General features: G+C 71.5%; 24 protein-coding genes. 8 read left to right on the forward strand and 16 right to left on the reverse strand.

Going from position 1 to position 24,084, the window contains the following annotated elements:
* Positions 1-5 precede the first annotated feature (5 nt).
* The 3 genes from AB0K05_RS17235 to AB0K05_RS17245 are packed head-to-tail and all read left to right on the forward strand — an operon-like array spanning position 6 to position 2,823.
* Positions 6-1,142: a histidine kinase gene (locus AB0K05_RS17235; RefSeq protein WP_364230012.1), complete on the forward strand. Its 1,137-nt coding sequence runs from the start codon at positions 6-8 to the stop codon at positions 1,140-1,142.
* The gene (locus AB0K05_RS17240; protein WP_364230014.1) at positions 1,139-2,227 is read left to right on the forward strand and encodes a histidine kinase; all 1,089 of its coding nucleotides are present in this window, start codon (positions 1,139-1,141) and stop codon (positions 2,225-2,227) included. The genes AB0K05_RS17235 and AB0K05_RS17240 overlap by 4 nt, the downstream gene beginning before the upstream one ends.
* The gene (locus AB0K05_RS17245; protein WP_219543137.1) at positions 2,224-2,823 is read left to right on the forward strand and encodes a response regulator transcription factor; all 600 of its coding nucleotides are present in this window, start codon (positions 2,224-2,226) and stop codon (positions 2,821-2,823) included. The genes AB0K05_RS17240 and AB0K05_RS17245 overlap by 4 nt, the downstream gene beginning before the upstream one ends.
* Here the strand turns inward: AB0K05_RS17245 and AB0K05_RS17250 are convergent.
* Positions 2,820-4,079 carry a class I SAM-dependent RNA methyltransferase gene (locus AB0K05_RS17250; protein ID WP_364230016.1) on the reverse strand — a complete coding sequence of 420 codons (1,260 nt, stop codon included), beginning with the start codon at positions 4,077-4,079 and terminating at the stop codon, positions 2,820-2,822. The genes AB0K05_RS17245 and AB0K05_RS17250 overlap by 4 nt on opposite strands.
* A gap of 59 nt (positions 4,080-4,138) precedes the next feature.
* On the opposite strand from AB0K05_RS17250, the gene AB0K05_RS17255 reads away from it, so the two are divergent.
* Positions 4,139-5,767: an alpha/beta-hydrolase family protein gene (locus tag AB0K05_RS17255; RefSeq protein WP_364230018.1), complete on the forward strand. Its 1,629-nt coding sequence runs from the start codon at positions 4,139-4,141 to the stop codon at positions 5,765-5,767.
* Here AB0K05_RS17255 and AB0K05_RS17260 read toward each other — a convergent pair.
* Positions 5,754-7,796, reverse strand: coding sequence for an APC family permease (locus tag AB0K05_RS17260; protein WP_219543135.1), 2,043 nt, complete (start codon positions 7,794-7,796; stop codon positions 5,754-5,756). The genes AB0K05_RS17255 and AB0K05_RS17260 overlap by 14 nt on opposite strands.
* 103 nt (positions 7,797-7,899) lie before the next feature.
* On the opposite strand from AB0K05_RS17260, the gene AB0K05_RS17265 reads away from it, so the two are divergent.
* Together AB0K05_RS17265 and AB0K05_RS17270 are read left to right on the forward strand one after the other, a co-directional pair.
* On the forward strand, positions 7,900-8,565 hold the full coding sequence (locus tag AB0K05_RS17265; RefSeq protein ID WP_364230019.1) for a TrkA family potassium uptake protein: 666 nt from the start codon (positions 7,900-7,902) through the stop codon (positions 8,563-8,565).
* Positions 8,565-9,224, forward strand: coding sequence for a TrkA family potassium uptake protein (locus tag AB0K05_RS17270; protein WP_364230020.1), 660 nt, complete (start codon positions 8,565-8,567; stop codon positions 9,222-9,224). The genes AB0K05_RS17265 and AB0K05_RS17270 overlap by 1 nt, the downstream gene beginning before the upstream one ends.
* Positions 9,225-9,279: 55 nt before the next feature.
* Here AB0K05_RS17270 and AB0K05_RS17275 read toward each other — a convergent pair whose 3' ends face one another.
* The 7 genes from AB0K05_RS17275 to valS form a co-directional block, all read right to left on the reverse strand.
* Positions 9,280-9,945, reverse strand: a complete 666-nt coding sequence (locus AB0K05_RS17275) for a DUF3159 domain-containing protein (protein WP_364230022.1) — start codon at positions 9,943-9,945, stop codon at positions 9,280-9,282.
* 4 nt (positions 9,946-9,949) lie between these two features.
* Entirely contained in the window at positions 9,950-10,336 is a 387-nt protein-coding gene (locus AB0K05_RS17280) for an OB-fold nucleic acid binding domain-containing protein (RefSeq protein ID WP_148030311.1), read from the reverse strand.
* 29 nt (positions 10,337-10,365) lie between these two features.
* The gene (locus AB0K05_RS17285; RefSeq protein WP_271275905.1) at positions 10,366-11,001 is read right to left on the reverse strand and encodes a DUF3710 domain-containing protein; all 636 of its coding nucleotides are present in this window, start codon (positions 10,999-11,001) and stop codon (positions 10,366-10,368) included.
* Between the two features lie 20 nt (positions 11,002-11,021).
* Positions 11,022-11,462: a dUTP diphosphatase gene (dut, locus tag AB0K05_RS17290; RefSeq protein WP_364230025.1), complete on the reverse strand. Its 441-nt coding sequence runs from the start codon at positions 11,460-11,462 to the stop codon at positions 11,022-11,024.
* Positions 11,459-12,013 carry a PaaI family thioesterase gene (locus AB0K05_RS17295; RefSeq protein ID WP_148030309.1) on the reverse strand — a complete coding sequence of 185 codons (555 nt, stop codon included), beginning with the start codon at positions 12,011-12,013 and terminating at the stop codon, positions 11,459-11,461. The genes dut and AB0K05_RS17295 overlap by 4 nt, the downstream gene beginning before the upstream one ends.
* Before the next feature lie 11 nt (positions 12,014-12,024).
* A complete protein-coding gene (locus tag AB0K05_RS17300) occupies positions 12,025-13,221 on the reverse strand; it encodes an AI-2E family transporter (protein WP_364230027.1) in 1,197 nt (398 codons plus the stop codon).
* A 94-nt stretch (positions 13,222-13,315) separates the two neighbouring features.
* Complete coding sequence (valS, locus tag AB0K05_RS17305; RefSeq protein ID WP_271275908.1) at positions 13,316-15,793, reverse strand: valine--tRNA ligase; 2,478 nt, start codon at positions 15,791-15,793, stop codon at positions 13,316-13,318.
* A gap of 108 nt (positions 15,794-15,901) precedes the next feature.
* Between valS and AB0K05_RS17310 the strand changes: the two genes are divergently transcribed.
* Positions 15,902-16,189, forward strand: a complete 288-nt coding sequence (locus AB0K05_RS17310; RefSeq protein WP_148030306.1) for a DUF4235 domain-containing protein — start codon at positions 15,902-15,904, stop codon at positions 16,187-16,189.
* On the opposite strand, the gene AB0K05_RS17315 is transcribed toward AB0K05_RS17310, so the two are convergent.
* From AB0K05_RS17315 to AB0K05_RS17325, 3 genes are read right to left on the reverse strand one after another with little or no spacing between them, the layout of a single operon-like run.
* Positions 16,119-17,555 carry a trehalose-6-phosphate synthase gene (locus AB0K05_RS17315; protein WP_148030305.1) on the reverse strand — a complete coding sequence of 479 codons (1,437 nt, stop codon included), beginning with the start codon at positions 17,553-17,555 and terminating at the stop codon, positions 16,119-16,121. The genes AB0K05_RS17310 and AB0K05_RS17315 overlap by 71 nt on opposite strands.
* Positions 17,556-17,577: 22 nt before the next feature.
* A complete protein-coding gene (locus tag AB0K05_RS17320) occupies positions 17,578-19,116 on the reverse strand; it encodes an FAD-dependent monooxygenase (protein WP_271275909.1) in 1,539 nt (512 codons plus the stop codon).
* 9 nt (positions 19,117-19,125) lie between these two features.
* Positions 19,126-20,085 carry an MBL fold metallo-hydrolase gene (locus tag AB0K05_RS17325; RefSeq protein ID WP_271275910.1) on the reverse strand — a complete coding sequence of 320 codons (960 nt, stop codon included), beginning with the start codon at positions 20,083-20,085 and terminating at the stop codon, positions 19,126-19,128.
* Between the two features lie 181 nt (positions 20,086-20,266).
* Between AB0K05_RS17325 and paaI the strand changes: the two genes are divergently transcribed.
* Positions 20,267-20,635 (forward strand): hydroxyphenylacetyl-CoA thioesterase PaaI, encoded by a 369-nt coding sequence (paaI, locus tag AB0K05_RS17330; protein WP_148034405.1) that lies wholly within the window; start codon positions 20,267-20,269, stop codon positions 20,633-20,635.
* Between the two features lie 41 nt (positions 20,636-20,676).
* On the opposite strand, the gene AB0K05_RS17335 is transcribed toward paaI, so the two are convergent.
* The 4 genes from AB0K05_RS17335 to AB0K05_RS17350 all read right to left on the reverse strand — a co-directional run bounded on the left by AB0K05_RS17335 (position 20,677) and on the right by AB0K05_RS17350 (position 24,047).
* Complete coding sequence (locus AB0K05_RS17335) at positions 20,677-21,471, reverse strand: hypothetical protein (RefSeq protein ID WP_271275911.1); 795 nt, start codon at positions 21,469-21,471, stop codon at positions 20,677-20,679.
* Positions 21,472-21,486: 15 nt separating this feature from the next.
* A complete protein-coding gene (locus AB0K05_RS17340) occupies positions 21,487-21,786 on the reverse strand; it encodes a DUF4193 domain-containing protein (RefSeq protein ID WP_148030302.1) in 300 nt (99 codons plus the stop codon).
* Positions 21,787-22,071: 285 nt separating this feature from the next.
* Complete coding sequence (locus tag AB0K05_RS17345; RefSeq protein ID WP_333485695.1) at positions 22,072-23,397, reverse strand: HAMP domain-containing sensor histidine kinase; 1,326 nt, start codon at positions 23,395-23,397, stop codon at positions 22,072-22,074.
* Complete coding sequence (locus tag AB0K05_RS17350) at positions 23,394-24,047, reverse strand: response regulator transcription factor (RefSeq protein WP_219543126.1); 654 nt, start codon at positions 24,045-24,047, stop codon at positions 23,394-23,396. Before AB0K05_RS17350 ends, AB0K05_RS17345 begins: the two co-directional genes overlap by 4 nt.
* Positions 24,048-24,084: the final 37 nt, after the last annotated feature.

Here is a 24,084-nt window from a genome sequence, read left to right on the forward strand (position 1 = left end):
TCAGGGTGGCCACCAGGCCGGAAACGGCGAAGAAGATCCTCATCTACTGGATGGACGGCATGGTCCTCCTGATGGGCATCGCCTTCGTCGCCACGATCGCCGTCGCGGCCCAGATGGGCATGATCGGCTGGGTGGGCGCGGCGGCCTCCATCACGTGCCTGACCGTGGTCCTCGTCATGTTCTCCCTCATCCTCAGGGACGCCTTCGACAACCGGCCCCGGCCCACGGTCAAGCTGCTCGTGTCCGGGGTCGCGGTGGTGGCGGTCCTCCTGCTGCCGATGCCGCGGGACGGCTCGTTCATGACCTGGGAGGTCGTGGCGTACCTCTGGCTCAGCGTCGTCCTGCTCCACCTGCCGTTCTGGGCGACCGCCCTGATGGGTACGGCGCTGGTCACGGCCATCACCGTCATGCAGACGGGGCACGGCGGTCCGTGGCAGGCCGTGCTGCTGATCCAGCTGTGCGGCGCCGTGCTGATGCCGCTGGCCATGTGGTCGTGGCGCTGGCTCTGGTGGACGATCAGGGACGCGCACGACAGCCAGGCGGCCAAGTCCAGGCTCGCCGTCGCCGAGGAGCGGCTGCGCTTCGCCCGCGACCTGCACGACCTGCTCGGTCACAGCCTGTCCGTCATCACGCTCAAGAGCGAGCTGGCCGCCAAGCTCGCGACCAAGGACGCCGCCAAGGCCGCGGCCGAGATGGCCGACGTGCGGCGGCTGACCGGCGAGTCACTGACGGAGGTCCAGCTCGCCGTGGACGGCTACCGGTCGCTGGACCTGGACGAGGAGCTGGCCAGGGCGCGCGCCGTGCTGGAGGCCGCCGGCACCCGGTGCGTCGTCGAGGCGGGCACCGGCGAGCTGCCGCCCGCCGCCCGCGCGCTGCTCGCCTGGGTGGTGCGCGAGGGCGCCACGAACGTGCTCAAGCACAGCTCCGCCTCCCGCTGCTCGATCACCTTCGCCGACGGCGTGCTGGAGATGCGCAACGACGGCGTGCACGGCACGAACATCAGCGCCGTGAACGGCACGCCGAACGGCGCCGGGAGCGGACTGCGCGGCCTGGCCGAGCGGATGACCGCCGCGGGCGGCGCCTTCTCCGCCGGGCCGGTGCGCGACGGGGAGTTCGTGCTGCGGGCGCGGGTGCCGGCATGAGGCGCGCCACCAAGCTGGACAAGGTCCGCTGGCTCATCGTCTACTCGACGGACTTCGTCCTCGCGCTGGGCCTGATCGGGCTCATGATGGTGTACGCGGCGTGGGAGGGCGGCATGCCGGGTCCGCTGGCCGCCGCCGGGGCCGTGCTCGTCGTCTCGGTCGTGGTGCTCGGGATGCGGGTCTTCCGGCTGGCGGTCAGGGGCGCGGCCCGGCCGACCAGGCTGCTGGCCGCCGGCGGGGTGATGGCGCTGCTGCTGACGCCGTTCGCGGCCGTGCCGACGATCGCGCTGTGGCCGGCGATGGTGTCGCCGTGGGTCCGCGGGCGCACCACCCTCCTGCTGTCGGCCGCGTCCATGGTGCCGGTGACCATCCTCTTCCTCGTGCTCGGCGCGTTCGAGCCGGCGCTGCTGCTCATGCAGGTCCTGTTCACCGGCCTGCTCGCCGGCGGCATCCCGGTGAACCTGTGGCTGTGGAGCATCACCAGGGAGGCGCACGAGGGCCAGGAGGCCAGGGCCCTGCTGGCCGTGTCGGAGGAGCGGCTGCGCTTCGCCCGCGACCTCAACGACCTGCTCGGCCAGAGCCTCACCGGCATCGCCGCCAGAACGGCGGGGGCCGAGGGCCTGCTGCGCGCCGACCCCGAGGCGGCCTCCCGCGAGATGTTCGAGGTACGCGACGTCGCCCGGCAGTCGCTGCGCGAGGTGCGCGCGGCCGTGCAGAACTACCGGGCGCTCGACTTCGACGAGGTGCTGGCCAGCGTCCGCGCGGTGCTGGAGGCCGCCGACGTGCGCTGCACCGTGGAGTGCGACGCCGGCACGCTGTCGCCCGAGACCCGCACCCTGCTGGCCACCGTGGTCCGCGAGGGCGCCACCAACGTGCTCAAGCACAGCAAGGCCGAGCACTGCACGATCACCATCAAGGAGGGGATCCTGGAGATGACCAACGACGGCGTCATCGGCCCGCCGGGCGAGCACGCGCCGAACGGCCTCGGCGGGCTCGCCCAGCGCGTGCGCGGCGCCGGGGGCACGCTCTCGGCCGCGCCCACGCCCGGCGGCTCGTACGTGCTCAGGGTGGTGGTGCCGGCATGACCACGCGCGTGCTGCTGGCCGACGACGAGCACCTCATCCGGGGCGCGCTGGCGGCGCTGCTCGACCTGGAGGACGGCATCGAGGTCGTGGCCCAGGTGGGCAGGGGCGACGAGGTGGTGGACGCGGTCGCGGAGCACCGGCCGGACGTGGCGGTGCTGGACATCGAGATGCCCGGCATGGACGGGCTGAGCGCCGCCGAGCGGATCAGTTCCACGTGCAAGATCGTGATCCTGACCAGCTTGGGCCGCCCCGGCTACCTGCGCAGGGCCATGGCCGCCGGGGTGAGCGGGTTCCTCGGCAAGGACGCCTCCGCCGAGGAGCTGGCCATGGCGATCCGCAAGGTCCAGTCGGGCGGGCGCTATCTCGACGCCGAGCTGGCCGCCGCCGCGATGGCGGCCGGCGACAGCCCGCTCACCGACCGGGAACGCGACGCGCTGCGGCTGGCCGCCGACGGCCACCCGATCGCGCGGATCGCGGGCGAGCTGCACCTGACAGAGGGCACGGTGCGCAACTACCTGTCGAGCGCCATGACCAAGCTGAACGCGCAGAACCGGCTGGAGGCGATCAGGACGGCGCAGCGCATGGGCTGGCTCTAAGGCTGTCCGGCTCTGACCAGGAGGGCGACGCACTCCACGTGGTGGGTCATCGGGAAGGCGTCGAAGGCCCGCAGGTCGGCCAGCGGATAGCCGCGCTCGGCCAGCCAGGCGAGGTCTCGGGCCAGCGTCGCGGGGTCGCAGGACACGTACACGACGCGTGACGGCTCCAGGGCGGCGACGCGGGAGACCACGTCGCGGCCCAGGCCCGCGCGGGGCGGGTCGACGACCACGAGGTCCGCGCGCTCGATCTGGTAGCGGTCGAGGGCGTCCTCGACGCGGCCGCGCTCGATCCTGGCCTGGGGCAGGTCGCGCAGGTTGGCGCGGGCGTCGCGCACGGCGGCGGCCTCCGACTCCAGGCCGAACACGGCGCCCTCGGGGCCGACCGCCTCGGCCAGGCCGGCCGCGAACAGACCGGCGCCGCAGTAGAGGTCGAGCGCCCACTCCCCCGGCTCGGGGGCGGCGTAGGCGAGGACGGCGTCGAGGAGGGTCTCGGCGGCGCCCGGGTGGACCTGCCAGAAGCCGCTGCCCGCGACCCGGAACTCGCGCTCGCCCACCCGCTCGTGCAGCACGCCGGAACCGCGCCGCGCGGCGGTGCGGCCCTTGCCCTCGTCGAGCAGGACGGCGGCGGGCGCGTCGAGGTCGGGCACGGCGACGGGGCGGCGGTGGTGCGGGGTGACGACGACGGCCCGCTCGCCGCCGGACGAGGCGATCACCTCGACCGCGCGGGCGCCCGGCCAGTCGTGCGACTCGGCGCCGACGGCCTCCACCTCGGGGTGGGCGATCAGGCAGGCGTCGATCGGCTGGATCTCGTGGGAGCGGTGCCTGCGCAGGCCGAGCCGGCCGTCGGAAAGGGCGGCGAACTGGACGCGGGTGCGCCAGCCGAGCCCGTCCTTGGCGCCGGGCACCTCCTCGACGACGACCTCGCGCTCGATGCCGGCGAGGCGGCGCAGCTGCTCGGCCACCACGTCGGCCTTGAGCCGGCGCTGCGCCTCCAGGGTGGCGTGCTGCCAGTCGCAGCCGCCGCACAGGCCGGGGCCGGCGTACGGGCAGGGCGGCACGACCCGGTCGGGCGACGCCTCGATGACGCGCACCGCGTCGGCCCGCAGGAAGCGGCTCGTCTCCTCGGTGGCCTCGGCCACGACCCGCTCCCCTGGCAGCGCGTGGCGGACGAAGACCACACGGCCCTCATGGCGTGCCACGCACCAGCCGCCGTGGGCGACCGGACCTACCGTCAGCTCGAGCGATGCCTGTTCCACACCCGACAGCCTATGCCCGGCGGGGTCCCGCCCGGCCCGCTCGACTACGGTTGACGATCGTGACGGAGTCGGGGCGGGTGGTGCGCAGGAGGCTCGGCTTCGCCGGGACGCTCCTCGCCACGCTGTTCTTCTGCGCCTCGCTGACGCCCTCGCTGCTGCCGCGTACGTGGGAGTACCAGGGGGTGATGGGGGCCGTCACGGCCATACTCGGCTACGGCGTGGGCGCGTCGATCGGGGCCGGGTGCCGCGCGGTGATCCGCTACCGGCCGCCCGCGCGGTGGGTGCGGCGGGCCTGGGAGGTCATGCTCGGGGTGTGCGCGGCGCTGACGGTGGCGGCGCTGTCCTACAGCTACGGCTGGCAGCGCGACCTGCGGGCGCTCATGGGCATGGACACCGTGATCCCCTGGTATCCGCCGGTCATCATCGGGCTGGCCACCGTGCTGTTCTGCGTGTTCCTGACGCTGGCCCGGCTGGTGCGGCTGGGCGGGCGCAAGCTGATCGGGTGGCTCGACCGCTACGTCCCGCACGTCGTGGGACACGCGATCGGGGGGATCCTGGTGGCCTTCCTGATCGCGGTGTTCTTCAACGACGTGCTGTTCTCCGGGTTCGTCGCCGCGATGAACAACGTCTCGTCGGTGGCCAACGAGAGCACGCAGGCGGGCGTGCGCCGCCCGGCCTCGCCGGAGCTGTCGGGCGGTCCGCGGTCGCTGGTGGGCTGGCAGGAACTCGGCAAGGAGGGGCGCACGTTCACCGGCGCCGCGCTGACCCCGCGCGAGCTGGAGACGTTCTCCGGCAAGCCCGCCGAGCAGCCGATCAGGGTGTACGTGGGCCTGGAGTCCGCGCCCACGCCGCGCGCGCGGGCCGACCTGGCGGTGCGGGAGCTGGAGCGCACCGGCGCGTTCGAGCGGCCGGTGCTGGCCGTGCTGGGCACCACCGGCACGGGCTGGGTCGATCCCGGCCTCTGCGAGGCGCTGGAGTACATGTACAACGGCGACACGGCCACGGTCGCCGTGCAGTACTCGTACCTGCCGAGCTGGGTGTCGTTCCTCGTCGACAGGGACCGGGCGGCGGTGGCCGGCCGGACGCTGTTCGACGCGGTCCGGGAGCGCTGGGAGCGGCTGCCCGCGGACGACCGGCCGCTGCTCCTGGTGGGCGGCGAGAGCCTCGGCTCCTACTCGATGGAGAGCGCGTTCAGCGGGCTGGACGACATGGTCGCCCGCACGGACGGTGCGCTGTTCGTCGGCTCACCGTACGCCAACCCCATCTGGTACGAGCTCACGACGGAGCGCGACCCCGGCAGCCCGGTCTGGCGGCCCGTCTACGGGTCGGGCGAGATCGTCCGGTTCGCGCAGCGACCCGCCGACCTGGCGGGCGAGCCGCGCCCGCGGGTGGTCTACCTGCAGAACGCCTCCGACCCGGTGGTGTGGTGGACACCCCGGCTCATCTTCGACCGGCCGGCCTGGCTGGAGGAGCCGCGCGCGCCGGCGATCAACCCGCAGATGAACTGGTTCCCCCTGGTGACCTTCTGGCAGGTGCTGGGCGACATGACGGCCGGGCTGGGCACCCCGCCCGGCTACGGCCACCGCTACGGGTCGCTCATCGTGTACGGGTGGGCGGCCGTCGCCCCGCCCCCCGGCTGGACCGCCGCCGACTCCGCGCGCCTGGGCGTCCGCATCAGCGGCGGTTGACGTCCTTCTCGCCGGACGAGCGCTGCAGCGGGCGGCGCACCCCGCCGGGGGCGAGCGGCTCGGGACGGCCGGACAACCGGGTGGACGAGTGGAGCTGCCACGGCACGCTGGTCACCATCACGCCCGGCTTGAACAGCAGCCGCGCCTTCAGCCGGAACGCGCTCTGGTTGTGCAGCAGGTGTTCCCACCAGTGGCCGACCACGTACTCGGGGATGAAGACGGTCACCACGTCGCGCGGGGAGCGGCGGCGTACGGACTTGACGTAGTCGAGGATCGGCTGGGTGATCTCGCGGTAGGGCGAGTCGAGCATCTTCAGCGGCACCTGGATGCCGCGGCGCTCCCAGTCCTCCCGCAGGCGGCGCGCGTCCTCGCCCTCGACGCCGACCGTGATCGCCTCCAGCGTGGAGGGCCGGGTGGCGCGGGCGTAGGCGAGCGCCCGCATGGTCGGCTTGTGCACCTTGGACACCAGCACGATCGCGTGGTTGCGGGCGGGCAGCGTGGTCATGTCGACGTCCTCGGTGAGCTCCAGCTCGGCCGCGACGTTGTCGTAGTGGCGCCTGATGCCCTTCATCATGAGGAACAGCAGCGGCATCGCGATGCACACGATCCACGCGCCCACCGCGAACTTGGTGACCAGCACGACCACGAGCACCAGCCCGGTCATCACGGCGCCGAAGAAGTTGATGGTCCGCGACCGGTGCATCTGGTGGCGGGCCTTCAGGTCGTCCTCGGTACGCAGCCGGCGCGTCCAGTGGATGACCATGCCGGTCTGGCTGAGCGTGAAGGAGACGAAGACGCCGACGATGTAGAGGTTGAGCAGGCGGCTGACGTCGGCCTGGAAGCCCCACAGCAGCAGGCACGCCGCCAGGGCCAGGATGATGATGCCGTTGGAGAAGGCCAGCCGGTCGCCGCGGGTGTGGAGCTGGCGCGGCAGGAAGCGGTCCTGGGCCAGGATCGAGGCGAGCACGGGGAAGCCGTTGAAGGCGGTGTTGGCGGCCAGGAACAACACCAGCGCGGTCACGCCCGAGATGACGTAGAACGGGGCCGAGCCGCCGCCGAAGACCGCGTCGGCCACCTGGGAGATGATCGGCTGCTGGTGGTAGCCGGGGCCGACGGGAGTGCCGTCGGGCCGCAGCAGGTCGGTCGCGGCGACCGACGGATCCGCCACCTTGACGCCGGACGCCAGGCCGAGCGCGGTGATGCCGCCGAACATGGCGACCGCGATCAGGCCCATCATGAGCAGCGTCTTCGCGGCGTTGCGGCTCCGGGGCTTGCGGAAGGCGGGCACGCCGTTGCTGATGGCCTCGACGCCGGTGAGCGCCGCGCAGCCGGTGGAGAAGGCGCGCAGGATCAGGAACGCCGCGGCGAAGGCGGTCAGGTCGCTCTGCTCGGCCACGATGCCGAAGTCGGCGGTGGGGGCGCGCAGTTCGATGCCGAGGAAGACCAGCTCGTACGAGCCGATCGCGATCATGCCGAGCACGGCGAACATGAACGCGTACACCGGCACCGCGAACGCCAGCCCCGACTCGCGCAGCCCGCGCAGGTTGACCAGTGTGAGCAGGATCACGATGCCGATCGCGACCTGTGGCTTGTGCTGGGCGACGAACGGGATCGTGGCGCCCACGTAGTCGACGCCGTTGGCCACCGACACCGCGACGGTGAGCACGTAGTCGACCATGAGCGCGCTGGCCACCGTGAGCCCGGCGTTCTGCCCCAGGTTGGTGGAGGCCACCTCGTAGTCGCCGCCGCCGCTGGGGTAGGCGTGCACGTTCTGCCGGTACGACGCCACCACCGTCATCATGACGACGATGACGGCGATGGCGATCCACGGGCTGTAGGAGTAGAACGCCACACCCGCCAGGGACAGGATGACGAGGATCTCCTGGGGCGCGTACGCCACGGAGGAGAGGGCGTCGCTGGCGAAGACCGGCAGCGCGAGGCGCTTCGGCAGGAGCTGCTCGTGGAGCTGGCCGCTGCGCAGGGCTCGTCCCACGAGCAGGCGTTTGACGAGATCCGATGCTTTCGCCACGTTACGGAATGTTAGCCCGCTCCCGGATCCAGGCAGACGGCGAGCGCCCGGCGCGGTCCATACTGGTGTCGAGCGTCCAGATGACCGCGAAGTGCGGGGGAGTATGCATATTGTGATCATGGGATGTGGCCGGGTCGGCTCGACCCTCGCCCACATCCTCGAGGACAACGGCCACTCGATCGCGATCATCGACCGCGATCCACAGGCGTTCCGCCGCCTGCGGGCCGGGTTCCGCGGCCGCCGGGTGACCGGCATCGGCTTCGACCGCGACGTGCTCACCGAGGCCGGCATCGAGTCCGCCTCCGCCTACGTGGCCGTCTCCAGCGGCGACAACTCCAACATCATCTCCGCCCGGGTGGCCCGGGAGACGTTCGGCGTCGACAACGTGGTGGCCCGCATCTACGACCCGCGCCGGGCCGAGGTCTACCAGCGGCTCGGCATCCCCACCGTGGCCACCGTGCGGTGGACCGCCGACCAGATCCTGCGCCGCCTCCTGCCGGAGGGCACCGAGCCGCTCTGGCGCGACCCGACCGGCACGGTCGTGCTGGCCGAGGTGAACGTCAACCCGGCGTGGATCGGCACCCGCGTGGTCGACCTGGAGGACCGGGCGCGGGCCCGGGCGGCGTTCATCAACCGGATGGGCGAGGCCGTGGTGATCACCGGATCGACGGTGGTGCAGGAGGGCGACGTCCTCCACATGATCGCCGCGGAGCGCGACATGGACCGGGTCAACAAGCTGCTGGCCGCGGCGCCGGAGGAGGAAGACTGATGCGGGTCGCCATCGCCGGAGCGGGGGCCGTCGGCCGCTCCATCGCCGCCGAGCTCCTGGAGAACGGCCACGAGGTGCTGCTCATCGACAACAACCCCAGAGCGATCAAGATCGACAGTGTGCCGCGGGCCGAGTGGCTGCTCGCCGACGCGTGCGAGATCGCCTCGCTCGACGAGGCCGGGCTCAACAACTGCCATGTGGTCGTCGCCTCCTCCGGCGACGACAAGGTCAACCTCGTCGTGTCGCTGCTGGCCAAGACCGAGTACGGCGTGCCGCGCGTGGTGGCGCGGATCAACCACCCCAACAACGAGTGGTTGTTCAACGAGTCGTGGGGGGTCGACGTGGCCGTTTCGACGCCGCGTCTGCTGAGCGCGCTGGTCGAGGAGGCGGTGAGCGTCGGCGACCTGGTGCGGCTGATGACGTTCCGCCAGGGTCAGGCCAACCTGGTCGAGCTCACGCTGGCCGAGGACGCGCCGGTGGTGGGCCAGCGGGCGGGCTCGGTGCCGTGGCCGATTGACTCGGCGCTGGTGGCGATCCTGCGCGAGGGCAGGGTGCTGGTGCCCACCGCCGACGATCCGCTGGAGGCGGGCGATGAGCTGCTCTTCGTGGCCAACCAGGAGGTGGAGCAGGAGCTCGCCCGCCTGCTCTCCCAGCACTGACCCGTCTCCCGGCGCGGGACCCCGCCATGGAGCGCGGGGTCCCGGCAGGGCGGGCTCAGGTGGCCGGTGGGGTGATCGGGGTGCGGCCGCGGCCGAGCACCCAGACCATCGCCGTCAGGGCCGCCACCTGGAGCGGCCACCCCATGACGATCTTCGCGAAGCCCAGCGCCGCCACCGCCTGGTCGCCGCCGCCGAACAGGTAGACCGGCAGCTGCACCGCCACCCGCACCACACACGGGAGCATGAGCAGCCAGGTGAGCCGGGTGCAGAGCTTGACGATGCCCGGGTCCTTGCGCCATCCGACCGGGTCGTTGGTCACCGACCCGATGAGGAATCCGACGACCGGCCACCGGGCGACGATCGAGACCAGCATCGCGACCGCGTAGGCGCCGTTCCACAGGATGCCGGGCAGGAAGTAGTCCTTGGCCTCACCCGTACGGCTGGCGAAGAACGCGCCGATGGCGATGCCGATCAGGCTGTTGATGACGAACTGCGGCGTCGACCGCTGCACCAGCCTGACGACCAGGAGCAGCACCGCCAGCGCGATGCTGATCATGAGCGACAGGCGGAGCTCTTCGGTGATGATCCAGGTCAGGGTGAAGGCGATCGTCGGGACGGCCGCCTCGGCGATGCCCCGGACGCCGCCGAACGCCTTGGCGAGCTGGGCTCGGACCGCCGCCTCGACGGTCTGGTGGGCGGCCTCTCCGGCCTCGGCACTCACCTGATCAACTCCCTGGGCGCAGCTCGTATCGCGGATTGAACATCACCTTGCGTCCGTCCTGGATGCTCACCAGGCCCTCGGCCTTGACCGGGCGGCCCGGCTCGATGCCGGCGATCTTGCGGCGGCCGAGCCAGACCAGGTCGATCACGTCGGAGCCGTCGTAGAGCTCGGCTTCGAGCGCGGGCGCCCCGCCTCTCGGGCGCAGGGTGACAGTACGTAGCGTACCGGCGACGCAGAAGCGGCGGCGGCCGCCACACGCGGCGATGGGGGTGGCGCCGGCCTCGTCGGCGTCTTCGCGCAGCTCCTGGGCCTCGATCTCGGACTGGCTGGAGGTCAGCCGGCTCAGGAGACCGCGCAATCCCCCACGTTTGGGAGGCTCTGCCGTACTCATGATGAATCAGCCTATGTGATGAGGGCTGATCAGCGAATCTCGCTGATCTCCGGCCCTCGTCTGAAGGGGTTCTCACGCACCTCGGGCTGCTCGGCGGCGGCCTGGTCGTTCGGACGGCGCAGCGGGATCGACTCCTCGCGGGCCATCGGCTCGTCGCCGCGCACCACCACGATGTCCTTGATGAAGTCGACGAACGCGGCGGCCAGTTCGTCGTCGACCGCCGCCCGGCCGTTGACCACGGCCAGCAGGAACCAGCGCGACCCGTCGACGCCCATATAGCGGGCGGCCCTGTCGGAGCCCTCCACGGTCACCTTGCCCACCAGCTCGGCCCCGAACGGCCCCTCGCGCTCCTCCAGCGTCTTGGCGGCGTTCTTGATCTTGGCTCTGACCTCCTCCCACAGCCCGGACGACTTGGGCGCGGCCAGCGCCTGGAGCTGCAGCGAGCTCTCCTCCCACAGCACGACGACGCCGACGTGCTGGTCGCCCACCGAAGCCAGGCGGACGTCGAAGGCCGGGTTGTGGGGCAGCCGCAGGCCGCCCAGGTCGATCCGCTCGGTGTCGGGGTGGGGCTCGTCGGCGTCCCACGGGCCGGACTCGCGGGTGGGCGCCTGAGCGGTCGCCTCGGCCACCTGCTCCTGCTGCTCACGACGGCGACGACGGAACACTGTGTCTCACTCTCCCTGTATCAACGTCCTGTGGAACCGTGGCCGCCCCTGCCCCGCGCCGACCCGGGCAGCTCGCCGACCTCACGGAAGGCCGCCGTCTCCACCCGCTGGAAGACGAGCTGGGCCATCCGGTCGCCGCGGCGCAGCCTGAAGGGCTCCTTCGCGTCGGTGTTGATCAAGGTGACCTTGATCTCGCCGCGGTAGCCGGCGTCGACCGTGCCGGGGGCGTTCACCAGCGTGACGCCGTGGCGCGCGGCCAGCCCCGAGCGGGGATGCACGAACGCGGCGTAGCCGTCGGGCAGCGCGATCGCCACGCCGGTCCGGATGACGGCCCGCTCGCCCGGCAGCAGCTCGGCGTCCTCGGCGGCGTAGAGGTCGGCGCCGGCGTCGCCGGGATGGGCGTAGGAGGGCAGCGGCAGGCCGGGGTCGAGCCGCTGGATGAGAACCTCCGGCTCGCTCACGGGTTCACCTCGTAGTCCTGGTGTTCGGCCTGCAGGGCCGCGAGGTCGCCGTGTTCGGCGAAGTGCGTCATGTCCACCTCGATGAACAGCGCCGCCGCCCGGACGGCGACCGGGCCGCCCGGGGCGCCCACGCGCCCCTCAGCCTCAAGGTACGCCTTCCTGCCCGCTATCCCGGTGCACCAGGCGCGCAGGTGGAGTGTCGTGCCGACGGGAACGGGGAGAAGGTAGTCGGTCTCCAGCCGTGCCGTGACATAGGGCTTACGGAGCAGCCAGATGGACATTCCGATGACCTCGTCCATGGCGCTGGCGAGCACGCCGCCGTGCGCCAGCCCGGGCGCGCCCTGGTGCGACTCCCCCACGGTGAACGCGGCCTCGACGCTCGCGCCGTCGGGGGTGACGGCGGCGATGTGGAGACCGGTGGGGTGGTCGTCGCCGCAGCCGAAGCAGCGGCTGAAGTGGGAGCCGAGCGAGCCGCCCGCGGACGGCCCGTCAGGGTGCGTCTTCGGGGGCTCGGCGCCGGGTGGCGGGGTGGTCAGGGTGGAGCGGGTCACGGGTGATGAGATTACTCGCTGTCAGCACCGGATCGTCCCGCCGCACCGGGTTTCCCGTCGTCGGCGGGTCCTTGGGAGCCGGCCGGGGCGCCGGGCAGCTCCGAGCCGGCGGCGACCGGCGGGGCGACCGCCACCATGGAGGGTGGTGGAAGCGCCGGCAGGTCGGTCATCAGCTCGGGGAGCGCCCGGTAGATGACCGCGGCCACCGGCACGGCCACCACGGCCCCGGCGATGCCCGCCAGGATGCCGCCCACCGACAGCGCCAGGATGATCGCCAGCGGGTGGAACTTCAGCGCCCGCCCCACGATGAGGGGCTGCAGCACGTGGTTCTCCAGCTGCTGCTCGACCACCAGGATGCCGACGAAGATGAGCGCGTACACGATGCCCTTGGCTCCGAGCGTGACCAGGGTGGCGACGGTGCCGGCGAAGAAGATGCCGACGATCGGGATGAAGCTGGCCAGGAAGATCAGCACGGCCAGCGGCGCCCAGAGCGGCACCCCCATGCCGGCCAGCACGATGCCCATGACCACGCCGTGCACGGCGGCGACGAGCACGCTGCCCTGCACGTAGTGGGAGAGCGTGCTCCACGCGGCCCGGCCCGCCCTGTCGACCCGCGGCGACATCCGCCCGAAGCCCTTGAGGAACCAGCCCCAGATCCGGTCGCCGTCCTTGAGCAGGAAGAACGTGACGAACAGCAGCAGCACGATGGAGGCGAGCACCTCGACGGCCACGGCCCCGGCGGTCAGCACCGTGCCGGTGATGGCCGTGCGCTGGGCCTCGATGAGGGCGACCACCTCGTTGAAGTACTGGGTGATCTGCGTCTGCTGCAGGTGGAGCGGCCCGGTCACGAGCCATTCCTGCACTTCGCCCACCGTGGCCTGGACCTGCTTGACCAGGTTGGGGAACTCGTCGGTGGCGCGGGCCCCGACGAGCCAGCCGGTGCCGGCCAGGACCGCCAGGGCCGCGATCATGGTGAGCCAGGTGGCGTAGATGGGCCGCATGCCCGCCTGGCGCAGGCTCCTGGTCATCGGGAAGAGCAGCGCGGTCAGCAGCAGGGCGATCGCCACGGGCAGCACCACGAAGCTGAGCCGGGCGATGATCTGGACGAAGTAGAAGACGACCACGCCGGTGAGGATCAGGCACAGGCTCCAGGCCGCCATCTTGGCCAGCACGGGCGGCACGAGTTTGGTGGGGCGGTCGCTCAGCACACTCCAAGACTGGCACGTCCAAGCGCGGGACGCGCGCCTATCGACCGCCCCGTATTCCTCCCGCGGCGACCCCGCCCGCGGGGAAACTCCCGCGTCAGCCCAGCTCCACCTCGATCGAGGTCTCCTCGCCGTGCTCCAGCACGAACTCCTCGACGTGCCCGGCGCCGCACAGGTCGTCCTGGGCGAGCCGGACCAGCCCGGCCCTGGGCGAGGTCACCGTGAGCCTGGACACCTCCGCCCGCATCGACTGCTTGGCCTCGGACTTGGCCTTGCGCACCTGGCGGAGCACCTCGGAGGCGGCCTCCAGCACCGCAGGGTCGCCCGCGACGGCCCCGGGCTCCGGCCAGGCGGCGCCGTGCACCGAGCCCTCGCGCCACCAGGACCACACCTCTTCGGTGACGAACGGCAGGAACGGCGCGAACAGCCGCAGCTGCACGTCGAGCGCGCGGCGCAGCGCCTCGTGGGCCGACGCCGCCGCCGCGTCGCTCCCGTACGCCCTGGCCTTGACCAGCTCCAGGTAGTCGTCGCAGAAGGTCCAGAAGAACCGCTCGGCGACCTCCAGCGCCCGCGTGTGGTCGTAGCCGCCGAAGGCCTCGGTGGCCTCGCGCACCGCGCCGGACAGCGCCGCGAGCATCGACAGGTCGACCGGCTCGGTGACCTCGCCGCCGCCCTCGCCGAGCCCGAGCACGAACTTCGACGCGTTGAGGATCTTGATGGCCAGCCGGCGCCCGATCTTGAGCTGTCCGGCGTCGAAGGCCGTGTCGACGCCGTAGCGCCCGTTGGCCGCCCAGTAGCGGACCGCGTCGGAGCCGTGCTGCTCCAGCAGGTCCATCGGGGTGACCACGTTGCCCTTGGACTTGGACATCTTCTTGCGGTCGGGGTCGAGGATCCACCCGGAGATGGCCACGTCGCTCCAGGGCAGGCCGCCGAACTCCAGGTGGGACCTGACGACGGTGGCGAACAGCCAGGTGCGGATGATCTCGTGGGACTGCGGGCGCAGGTCGGCCGGGAACACCCGGCGGAACAGGTCGTCGTCGGTCTCCCAGCGCCCGGCGATCTGCGGCGTGAGCGACGAGGTCGCCCAGGTGTCCATGACGTCGGGGTCGGCCATGAAGCCGCCGGGCATGCCCCGCAGCTCCTCGGCGTAGCCGGGCGGGGCGTCGGACGACGGGTCGACCGGCAGCGCCTCCTCCGGCGGCAGGATCGGCTCGTCGTAGACCGGCTGCCCGTCCTGGTCGAGTGGATACCAGACGGGGAACGGCACGCCGAAGAACCGCTGACGGGAGATCAGCCAGTCACCGGCCAGGCCGCCCACCCAGTTGTCGTAGCGGGCCCGCATGTGCGGAGGGTGCCAGGCCAGCTCGCGACCCCGCTCCAGCAGCCGCTCGCGCAGCGCCTCGTCGCGCCCGCCGTTGCGGATGTACCACTGGCGGGTGGTGACGATCTCGAGCGGCTTGTCGCCGCGCTCGTAGAACTTGACCGGCCGCCGCACCGGCCGCGGGTCGCCCTCCAGATCGCCGGACTCGCGCAGCAGCTCCACGATCCGCTCGCGGGCGCTGTGGACGGTCTTGCCGGCCAGCTCCTTGTAGGGGTCGGTCTCGACGCCCTCGGGCGGCTCGGGCAGCAGCCGGCCGTCCCAGCCGATGACCGGGCGGGTCGGCAGGTCGAGCTCGCGCCACCAGGTCACGTCGGTGACGTCGCCGAACGTGCAGATCATCGCGATGCCGGTGCCCTTGTCGGGCTCGGCCAGGTGGTGGGCCAGCACCGGCACCTCGGCGCCGAACAGCGGGGTGAGCACGGACGTGCCGACCAGCGACCGGTAGCGCTCGTCGTCGGGGTGGGCGACCAGCGCCACGCAGGCCGGGATCAGCTCAGGCCGGGTCGTCTCGATCCAGACCGGCCCCTTCTCGCCGTAGAACGAGATCTTGTGGAAGGCGCCGGGCCACTCGCGGTCCTCCAGCTCGGCCTGGGCGACGGCGGTGCGGAAGGTGACGTCCCACAGCGTCGGCGCCTCGGCGAGGTAGGCCTCGCCGCGCCGCAGGTTGCGCAGGAACGCCCGCTGCGACACCCGGCGCGACTCGTCGCTGATCGTGGTGTAGAGCAGCGACCAGTCGACCGACAGGCCGACCCGCCGCCACACCTCCTCGAACGCCCGCTCGTCGATCTCCGTCAGCTTGTGGCAGAGCTCCACGAAGTTGCGCCGGGAAATGGAGACCTCACGTTTGCCGGGCTTCTCCGGTGGCACGAAGTCGGGGTCGTACGGCAACGACGGATCGCAGCGCACGCCGTAGACGTTCTGGACGCGGCGCTCGGTGGGCAGGCCGTTGTCGTCCCAGCCGATCGGGTAGAACACCGACTTGCCGATCATGCGCTGGTAGCGGGCCATGATGTCGGTGTGGGTGAAGGAGAAGACGTGACCGACGTGCAGGGAGCCGGAGACGGTGGGCGGCGGCGTGTCGATCGAGTAGACCTGCTCGCGCGGCCTCGACCGGTCGAACCGGTAGGTGCCCTGCTCTTCCCAGCGGGCTACCCATACCTGCTCCAGGCCGTCGAGAGAGGGTTTCTCGGGCATGGACGCATGGCGTAGTCGCTGCTGAGTCATGCCTCCTTATGGTACGGCTTGCCGGGGCCTCGAAGCGGCACAGACTAGGGTTCGTTACAAAGGGGAAGGAGAGATCGCATGGCGGATGACAAGCCCGACATCGCCTGGCGAGTCGTCGGGGGCCTGGTGGGGCTGGTGACAGCCTGGGCCGCCAGGAAGCTGCTCGGGTTCGCCTGGGTGAAGGCGACCGGCAAGGAGCCGCCTATCGACCCAGACTCCCCCGAGGTCAGCATGGGTGAGGCGATCGGCTACGCCGTCGTGATGGGCGTCGGCATGTCCGTCGCGCAGATCGTGGTCAACCGGACGGCCAAGAAGCGCTACGACTCATGGCGGGCTCTGAAGCGGACGGTGACTCCAGAGAGCTGAGAAACTCGCTGGCCCAGCGGTCCACGTCGTAGGTGGCGACCCGGCGGCGCATCGTACGCATCCGCCGGGCCAGCTCGTGCGGCGTGGCCCGCATGGCGGCGAGCATCTGGCGCTTGAGGTCCTCCACGTCGTACGGGTTGACCAGGAACGCCTGGCGCAGCTCGTCGGCCGCCCCGGCGAACTCGCTGAGCACCAGCGCGCCGTTCAGGTCGTGGTGGCAGGCGACGTACTCCTTGGCGACCAGGTTCATCCCGTCGCGCAGCGGCGTGACCACCATGACGTCGGCCGCCAGGTAGAGCGCGGCCAGCTCGTCCTTCGGGTACGACTGGTGGAAGTACTGGATCGGCTGGCTGCCGAACTCCGAGGTCTCGCCGTTGATCCGCCCCACCTGCAGCTCGATGTCGTCGCGCAGGCGCCTGTATTCCTCCACCCGCTCCCGGCTGGGCGTGGCGATCTGCACGAACACCGCCTCGCCGGGGGTGATCCGGCCGTCCTTGAGCAGCTCGCCGAACGCCTCCAGGCGCTGCCCGATGCCCTTGGTGTAGTCGAGCCGGTCCACGCCGAGCAGCACGTGCTCGGGGTCGCCCAGCTCCATCCTGATCTCCTTGGCGCGCGAGACCACCTCCGGCCGGCGCACCATCTCGTCCAGCTCGCCGAAGTCCACGCTGATCGGGAACGCCTGCGTGCGGACGATCCGGTCCTCCAGGAAGATCTCACTGCCCTTGTACGGGACGCCGAGCAGCCTGCGGCACAACCGGCGGAAGTTCGCGGCCCCGCCGGGCAGCTGGAAGCCGACCAGGTCGGCGCCGAGCAGACCCTGGACCAGCTCGCGCCGCCACGGCAGCTGCCAGAACAGCTCGACGGGCGGGAACGGGATGTGCAGGAAGAAGCCGATGCGCAGGTCGGGTCTGAGCTCGCGCAGCATGGCGGGCACGAGCTGCAGCTGGTAGTCCTGCACCCACACGACCGCGCCTTGCTCGGCGTGCGCGGCCGCCGCGCGGGCGAAGCGCTCGTTGACCGCCCGGTACGCCTCCCACATCGACCGCTCGAACACCGGCGGCGCCACCACGTCGTGGTAGAGCGGCCAGAGCGTCGCGTTGGAGAAACCCTCGTAGTAGAGCTCGATCTCCTCGGCCGTCAGCGGGATCGAGATGAGGTTCATCCCGTCCTGCTCGAACGGCTCCAGCTCCTCGTCCGGCGCCCCGGGCCAGCCCAGCCAGGCGCCGTGGCGACGCTGCATGACCGGCGCGATGGCGGTGACGAGACCACCAGGGCTCCGGCGCCACGAGGCCGTTCCGTCTTGCTCGACGACCCGGTCGACGGGCAACCGGTTCGCGACGATCAGAAACGAACTACGGCCAACCACCCAATTCCTCCTTGACTCACTGTCACGGAAGGCGCGAAGCGCGCCTCACAGCGGCCACCACCGAGTCCGGCCCCGCATGGGGGACGATCGCGGCGATATGGGCATCGGGCCTGATCAGCCACGCCTCATCGGGTCTGGCGCCGAGCCTCTCAGCGAGCACGCCCGACCCATCCACCTCCGCGAGCTCGCGGACGACGAGCGGCGCCGTACAGACCTTGCCCAGGACCTGCGCAAACAAACCCGAATCACACATTTCGCCCAGGAGTACCAGGAAACCGTCGCGGCAGAACTCGCGCAGCCGCCCCCCGGGCACCGGCACGTCGGGCACGATCACGCCGGGGCAGGGATCGCACAGCGCGCCCTTGGGCGGCCTGCCCGCGAACGGCCGGCCGGGGTCGGGGGTCGTGAGCGGCGAGTCCACGTACCAGAAGGGCTCGGCGAACCGCCCGGAGTCGACGCCGTCGGCCCGCCCGGTGGCCAGCGCGGTCTCCAGCGCCGCACGCCTGCGCGCCCGCTCCTCGTCCGTACGGGGCGCGAGGAAGCGCATGGTGGCCGCCGTGACCTCCAGGTTCTCGCGGGCGGCGGCGTGCCGCTCGTCGTGGTACGTCTCCAGCAGCTCCTCCGGCGCCCACCCGTTGAGCACGAACGCGAGTTTCCACGCGGCGTTCTCGGCGTCGGGCACCCCGGAGTTCAGGCCGCGCGCCCCGAACGGCGCGACCAGGTGGGCGCAGTCGCCCGCCAGCAGCACCCGCCCGGCCCGCATCCGCGAGGCGATGCGCGAGTGGAAGCGGTAGGTCGTCTGCCACAGCAGCTCGTAGTCGCGGTCGCCGACGATCGCCCGGATCTTCCGCGCCACCTCCTCACCGGTGGGCACGGCGTGCGGCGGGATCTGCCAGTCGACGCGGTAGGTGGAGCCGGGGCAGGGGTGGACGAGCACCTGGCGGCCGGGGTTCCACACCGGGTCGAAGTGGAAGCGCCGCTCGTGCTCCCAGCCGGGCAGGTCGGCGCGGACGTCGCAGATGAGGAACTGGTCGTCGAACGTCTCGCCGTCGAACGTCACCCCGAGCGCCTGCCGCAGCGCCTGGCCGCGGGCGCCCGCGCAGACCACCGCGTACGGGGCGCGCAGCACGCGGTCGCCGCAGCGCACGGTGACGCCGCCGTCGTCCTGTTCGAGACCGGTGACCCGGTGGTCCCACCGCACCTCGGCCAGCGGCTGGGCGGCGAGCGCCGCGTCGAGGATCTGCTCGGTGCGGGTCTGCGAGATGTTCACGCACGCGGGCAGCCCCGGCCCGCCGTCGAAGGTCCAGGAGAACAGCTCCTCGCCCCGGTAGTACGTGCGGGCCGTGGTCCAGGCCAGGCCCTCCTCCGCGATCCGGCCGGCGCCGCAGGCCGCCCAGATGTCGAGCACGTCGCGCTGCTGGCAGATCGACTTCGACCCGGCAGGCTCGCGCCCCGGCCGCCCGTCGAGGACCAGCACCCGCACCCCCCAGCGGGCCAGCAGCAGCGCCGCGGTCTGCCCCACCGGCCCGGCGCCGACCACGATGACCTGCGCGTCCTGCATCGGCCCTCCTCAGCTCTGGAGCCGCGCCCACACCTCGCGGTCGCGCTCCGCCGTCCAGACGCGCGGCCGCTCGACCCCGTCCAGCTCGTCCCACAGCCGGGAGACGTTGAACGGCATGCAGTGCTCGAAGATCGGCCAGGCGCCGTAGCGGGGTTCGAGCGCCCGGTGCGCGGCCTGGAACGCCTCCTTGAGCGTGCCGCCGCGCTCGTGGGCCGCGCCGACCTCACGCAGCATGACCCGCAGGAACTCGCGGGTCTGGGCGATGGCCGCGTCGACCTCCGACCGGCCGCGCGCCACCTCTCCCCTGCCGCCGACCAGCGTCCGCGCGCCGAACGAGGCCACCCGGTCCAGCGTCGCCGACGCCCATGCGCGGTGGAAGGCGTCGCCGGTGTAGAGGGCGGCCCGCGACTCGACCAGGTCGCCGGCGAACATCACGCGCTGCTCCGGCAGCCAGGCCACCAGGTCGCCCTCGGTGTGGCCGCGCCCGCAGTGGTGCAGCTCCAGCCGGCCGCGCCCGCCGCCGAGGTCGATGGTGAGCCGGTCTCCGAAGGTGAGCGTCGGCCAGGTCAGGCCGGGGATCGAAGCGGGCTCCTTGAACAGCCGGGGCATGCGGGCGTACTCGCTGGCCCAGTCCTCCGCTCCGCGCTCGGCGATCAGTTCGCGGGTCTTCTCGTGCGCGACGATCACGTCCGCGCCGAACGCCGACGCGCCCAGCACCCGCACCGCGTGGTAGTGGGACAGGACCAGGTAGCGGACCGGTTTGCCGGTGTGCTCGCGCAGCAGCGCCAGCCATTCGCGGGCGGCCACGGGGGTGGCCATGGCCTCGAAGCAGACGAGGAAGTCCTCGCCCTCGACGGCTCCGACGTTGGGGTCGCCCTCGGCGGTCAGCGCGTACACGCCTTCGGCCAGTTCCTCGAAGGAGCGCGTCTTGTCGGCGAGGTCCGCCGACGAGGCGAACGGCTTGGCCATGGTCCCTCCCGGTCAGGCGACGGCAGCTAGGACATACCCGGCCATCATCCGCTTCTTCCCGCCGATCCTCTTCGAAGTCGACGGGTGACGGCCCGCGTGCTTGACAGGGGCCGTCAGGCGTGAAGTGATTACCGAACAGTCGGTCGGTAATCGGGAGGGTCCATTGGAGACCGCGCGTCGCATGATGGACGACGACACCGCCTCCGCCGCGCTCGGCATCGAGCTGGTCGAGCTGGATCCCGGCCGGGCCGTGTGCCGGATGAAGGTCACCGGTCAGATGATCAACGGGCACGCGCTCTGTCACGGCGGCTACGTGTTCCTGCTGGCCGACACGGCGTTCGCGTGCGCGTGCAACACCTACGGCGCCGTCACGGTCGCGGGCGGAGCCGACATCACCTTCGTCTCGCCCGTCCGTGAGGGCGACGTGCTGGTGGCCGAGGCCGCCGAGCGCACCCGCTACGGGCGCAGCGGCGTCTACGACGTCACGGTGCGCAGGGCGGACGGCAAGGTGGTGGCGGAGTTCAGGGGGCGGAGCAGGGAGCTGAGATGAGCGGGGGCGGGCTACAGGGGGACGTGCGGAGGTTCGGCGGGCTACGGGCCTAAGCGCCCGCGCTCCTGGCCGGGCGGCAGCGTCTTGACCCGCAGGTCGTCGCGGATGGCGGCGGCGAGCTTCTTGGTGGCCATGCGGTTGAGCGTGCCGCCGGCCACGGCGCCGGTGAGGAACGGGCCGAACGTGGTCAGGTGGCGCCCGAGGACCCTCAGCAGGCGGTTGCGCAGCGCGGTCTTGGTCGCGGCGCCGAGCGCCAGCGTCACCGAGGAGGGGGCCAGCGGGTCGATCCCGCGCTGCTTGGCCCAGGCGGCGGTGAAGGCGATCGCGCGCTGGGCGCCGGTGCCGTCGACGTGCACCCCGTACACCTCGTGCAGCTCGGCGAGGAGCTTGACCTCGATGGCGGCCACCACGATGGTCTCGGCGACGAGCTGGGCGGGGGCGGAGAGGAGGAGAGGAGGAGCGGCGAACTCGGCCGCCGCGACCGCGCCGCCGATGGCGCCGACCGTCATCGTGCCCTTCATGGCGGTGCGTACCAGGTCGTCGGCGAGCTCCTCGCCGGTCAGGCCCTGGTGGTGCTGGGAGAGCGTGTGCAGGTCCCTGATCGGGATGCGGGGCGCGATGTTGAGGAAGACGTCGGCCAGCCATCGGCCGCGGCCGGCGCCGGACTTCCTGGCTCTCGCCGCGCCCACGGAAAGCGCGCGTGTGAGTCGGCCGAGCAGTTTGCGCCGCTCGGCCGGTTCGAGCTCACCCGGCTGGGTGAGCCTGCCCACGAGTTCGCCGACCTCTTGACCGGGGTCGGCGGCCTCGTCTTCTGAGTGTCGATCAGGTGATGCCACGCGTATGCCTCCTTATCAGGCGGCGCACTCCCGGCAGATCTGCTGGCCGTTCTTCTCCGAGGCCAGCTGGCTGCGGTGGTGCACCAGGAAGCAGCGCGCGCAGGTGAACTCGTCAGCCTGACGCGGGATCACGCGCAGGCTGAGCTCTTCGTTCGACAGATCCGCACCGGGCAGCTCCAGCGACTCGGCCAGGTCGGTCTCGTCGATGTCGATGCTGCCAGACGACTTGTCAGTGCGCCGCGCCTGGAGTTCCTGGAGGCTGTCTTCGCCCAGGTCGTCGTCGGTCTTGCGCGGGCTGTCGTAGTCGGTAGCCATCGTGCTTACTCCATCCCCCTCATCAATATGTGTTCGCGCTCATCGCGCGTGTTCTAACGTCCGGGAAGCTCATCTTGTGCCCGTTCCGCCGGGGAGATTTCCTCTCGGTACCCCGAGGAAACGGACGACGAACCTCCCAACACGTCAGGGCCTGCTGCCGACGGCAGTGGTTAGCCAAATATGGCGAAACCCACAGCCTTGGCGTCATGCGCCACCGTGTTCGACGGCACATCCAACCACATGTGCGACGCGAACGAGACGCCCCCCGTGGGGCAACACGCCGGATCAACGTCGCGGCAGCCGGATCGTCACCACTAGTCCGCCACCCTCCCGCGGCACCGCGTTGACGTTGCCGCCGTGAGCCTGCACCACAGCACGGACGATGGACAGCCCGAGACCCGCTCCCTTGGCCGAATCCACCCGGTCGGCGTTGAGCCTCCTGAACGGTTCGAACAGGCTGTTCACCTCGTACGCCGGGACATGCTGCCCCGTGTTGGCCACCTGAACAACCAAGGCCCCGTCCACCATTCCCGTACGGATCCAGACTTTTCCGTTTTCGGGAAGGTTGTACTTGACGGCGTTCTCCAGCAGATTGCTGACCGACCGTTCGAGGAGCACCGGATCGCCGATGGTAGGGGTGCTTACCAGTTCGGTGGTGAGCGTGACGCCGTGCTCCGCGGCGAACGGCGTCACCTGGTCCACGGCCGTCTGCGCGACCTCCTTGACGTCCACCGGCTTGCGCACCGCGAGCTCGCGCTCGCTCCTGGCCAGCAGCAGCAGGCCCTCGATGAGCTTCTCGTTGCGCGCGTTGACCTCCAGGAGGGTACGGCCGAGCGCCTTGAGATCCTCGGACGCCTCCGGGTCGGACAGCGCGATCTCCAGCACCGTCCTGTTGATGGTCAGCGGCGTGCGCAGCTCGTGTGAGGCGTTGGCGACGAACCGGCGCTGGGTGTCGAAGGCCACGTTGAGCCGGGTGAGCATGTCGTCGAAGGTGTCGGCGAGCTCCTTCAGCTCGTCGTCCGGGCCTTCCAGGCCGATGCGCTGGTGGGCCAGCGTGCTCTCGGAGAGCTTGCGCGCGGTCGCGGTCATCTGGGTGACGGGCCGCAGGGCCCGGTCGGCCACGAAGTAGCCGAGGATGACCGCCAGGATGCCGACGCCGAGCAGCACCAGGATCGACTGCCTGACCAGGGTGTCCAGCACCTCACTGATCTGGTTCACCCGCAGCAGCTGCACCTGCTGCTGCAGGTCGGCCGCGAACTCTGGGGAGATGTAGCCGGGCACCTGGAGCTGGAACTCGAACCCGGTGTAGAGCGTCGAGCGGATGATGAAGTACATGACCACGAGCAGCATCGCGCCGGCCGTGAAGAACATCGCGCTGTAGGTGAGCGTGAGCCGCCAGCGGATGCTGACCTTCCCGGTCAGACCCTTGATGCCCGCCGCCGGGTCGTGCTTCACCGGGCCGTACTCGGGCGGCGGCGGGCCGTCCCAGGCGGGCGGCCCGCTCGGCGGGGGCGGCGGCCCCTGCCTGGCGGCCCGCGCCGAGTGCGGGCTGATCATCGGATGCGTCGGCACCGACTCACGGCCCGGCTCCCGATCCGACGGTTCTGTCACAACTTGTACCCCACGCCGGGGACGGTCTCGATCACCTGAGGCTCGCCCAGCTTCTTCCGCAGCGTCATCATGGTCACCCGCACCACGTTCGTGAACGGGTCGATGTTCTCGTCCCATGCCTTGTCGAGCAGGTCCTCCTGGCTGACCACCGCGCCCTCGGCGCGCAGCAGCTCCTCCAGGACGGCGAACTCCTTCTTGGTCAGCACGATCTCCCGGCCGTCGCGCTCCACGAGCCGCTTGCCCGGGTCGAGCCGGATGCCGGAGCGCTCCAGCACGGGCGGCAGGGCCGGCGCCGACCGGCGGCCGAGCGCCCGCACCCGGGCCACCAGCTCGACGAACACGAACGGCTTGGCGAGGTAGTCGTCGGCGCCCAGACCGAGCCCCTCCACCTTGTCGTCCACGTCGCCCGAGGCGGTCAGCATCAGGATCCGCGACGCGGTGCGCTGCCCGACCAGGCGGCGGCAGACCTCGTCGCCGTGCACGACCGGCAGGTCACGGTCGAGCACGATCACGTCGTAGTCGATGTAGGAGGTGCGTTCGAGCGCCCCGCCGCCGTCGTAGGCGACGTCCACGGCCATGGCCTCGCGCCGCAGCCCGGTCGCGATAGCGTCGGCGAGAACCTTCTCATCCTCGACCACCAGTACGCGCACGCTGCCACACCTTCCTCTGGTTCTGATGACTCATTGT

The sequence above is a fragment of the Nonomuraea sp. NPDC049486 genome (genome assembly GCF_040676925.1).
GTDB classification, from domain to species: Bacteria; Actinomycetota; Actinomycetes; order Streptosporangiales; family Streptosporangiaceae; genus Nonomuraea; species Nonomuraea ferruginea.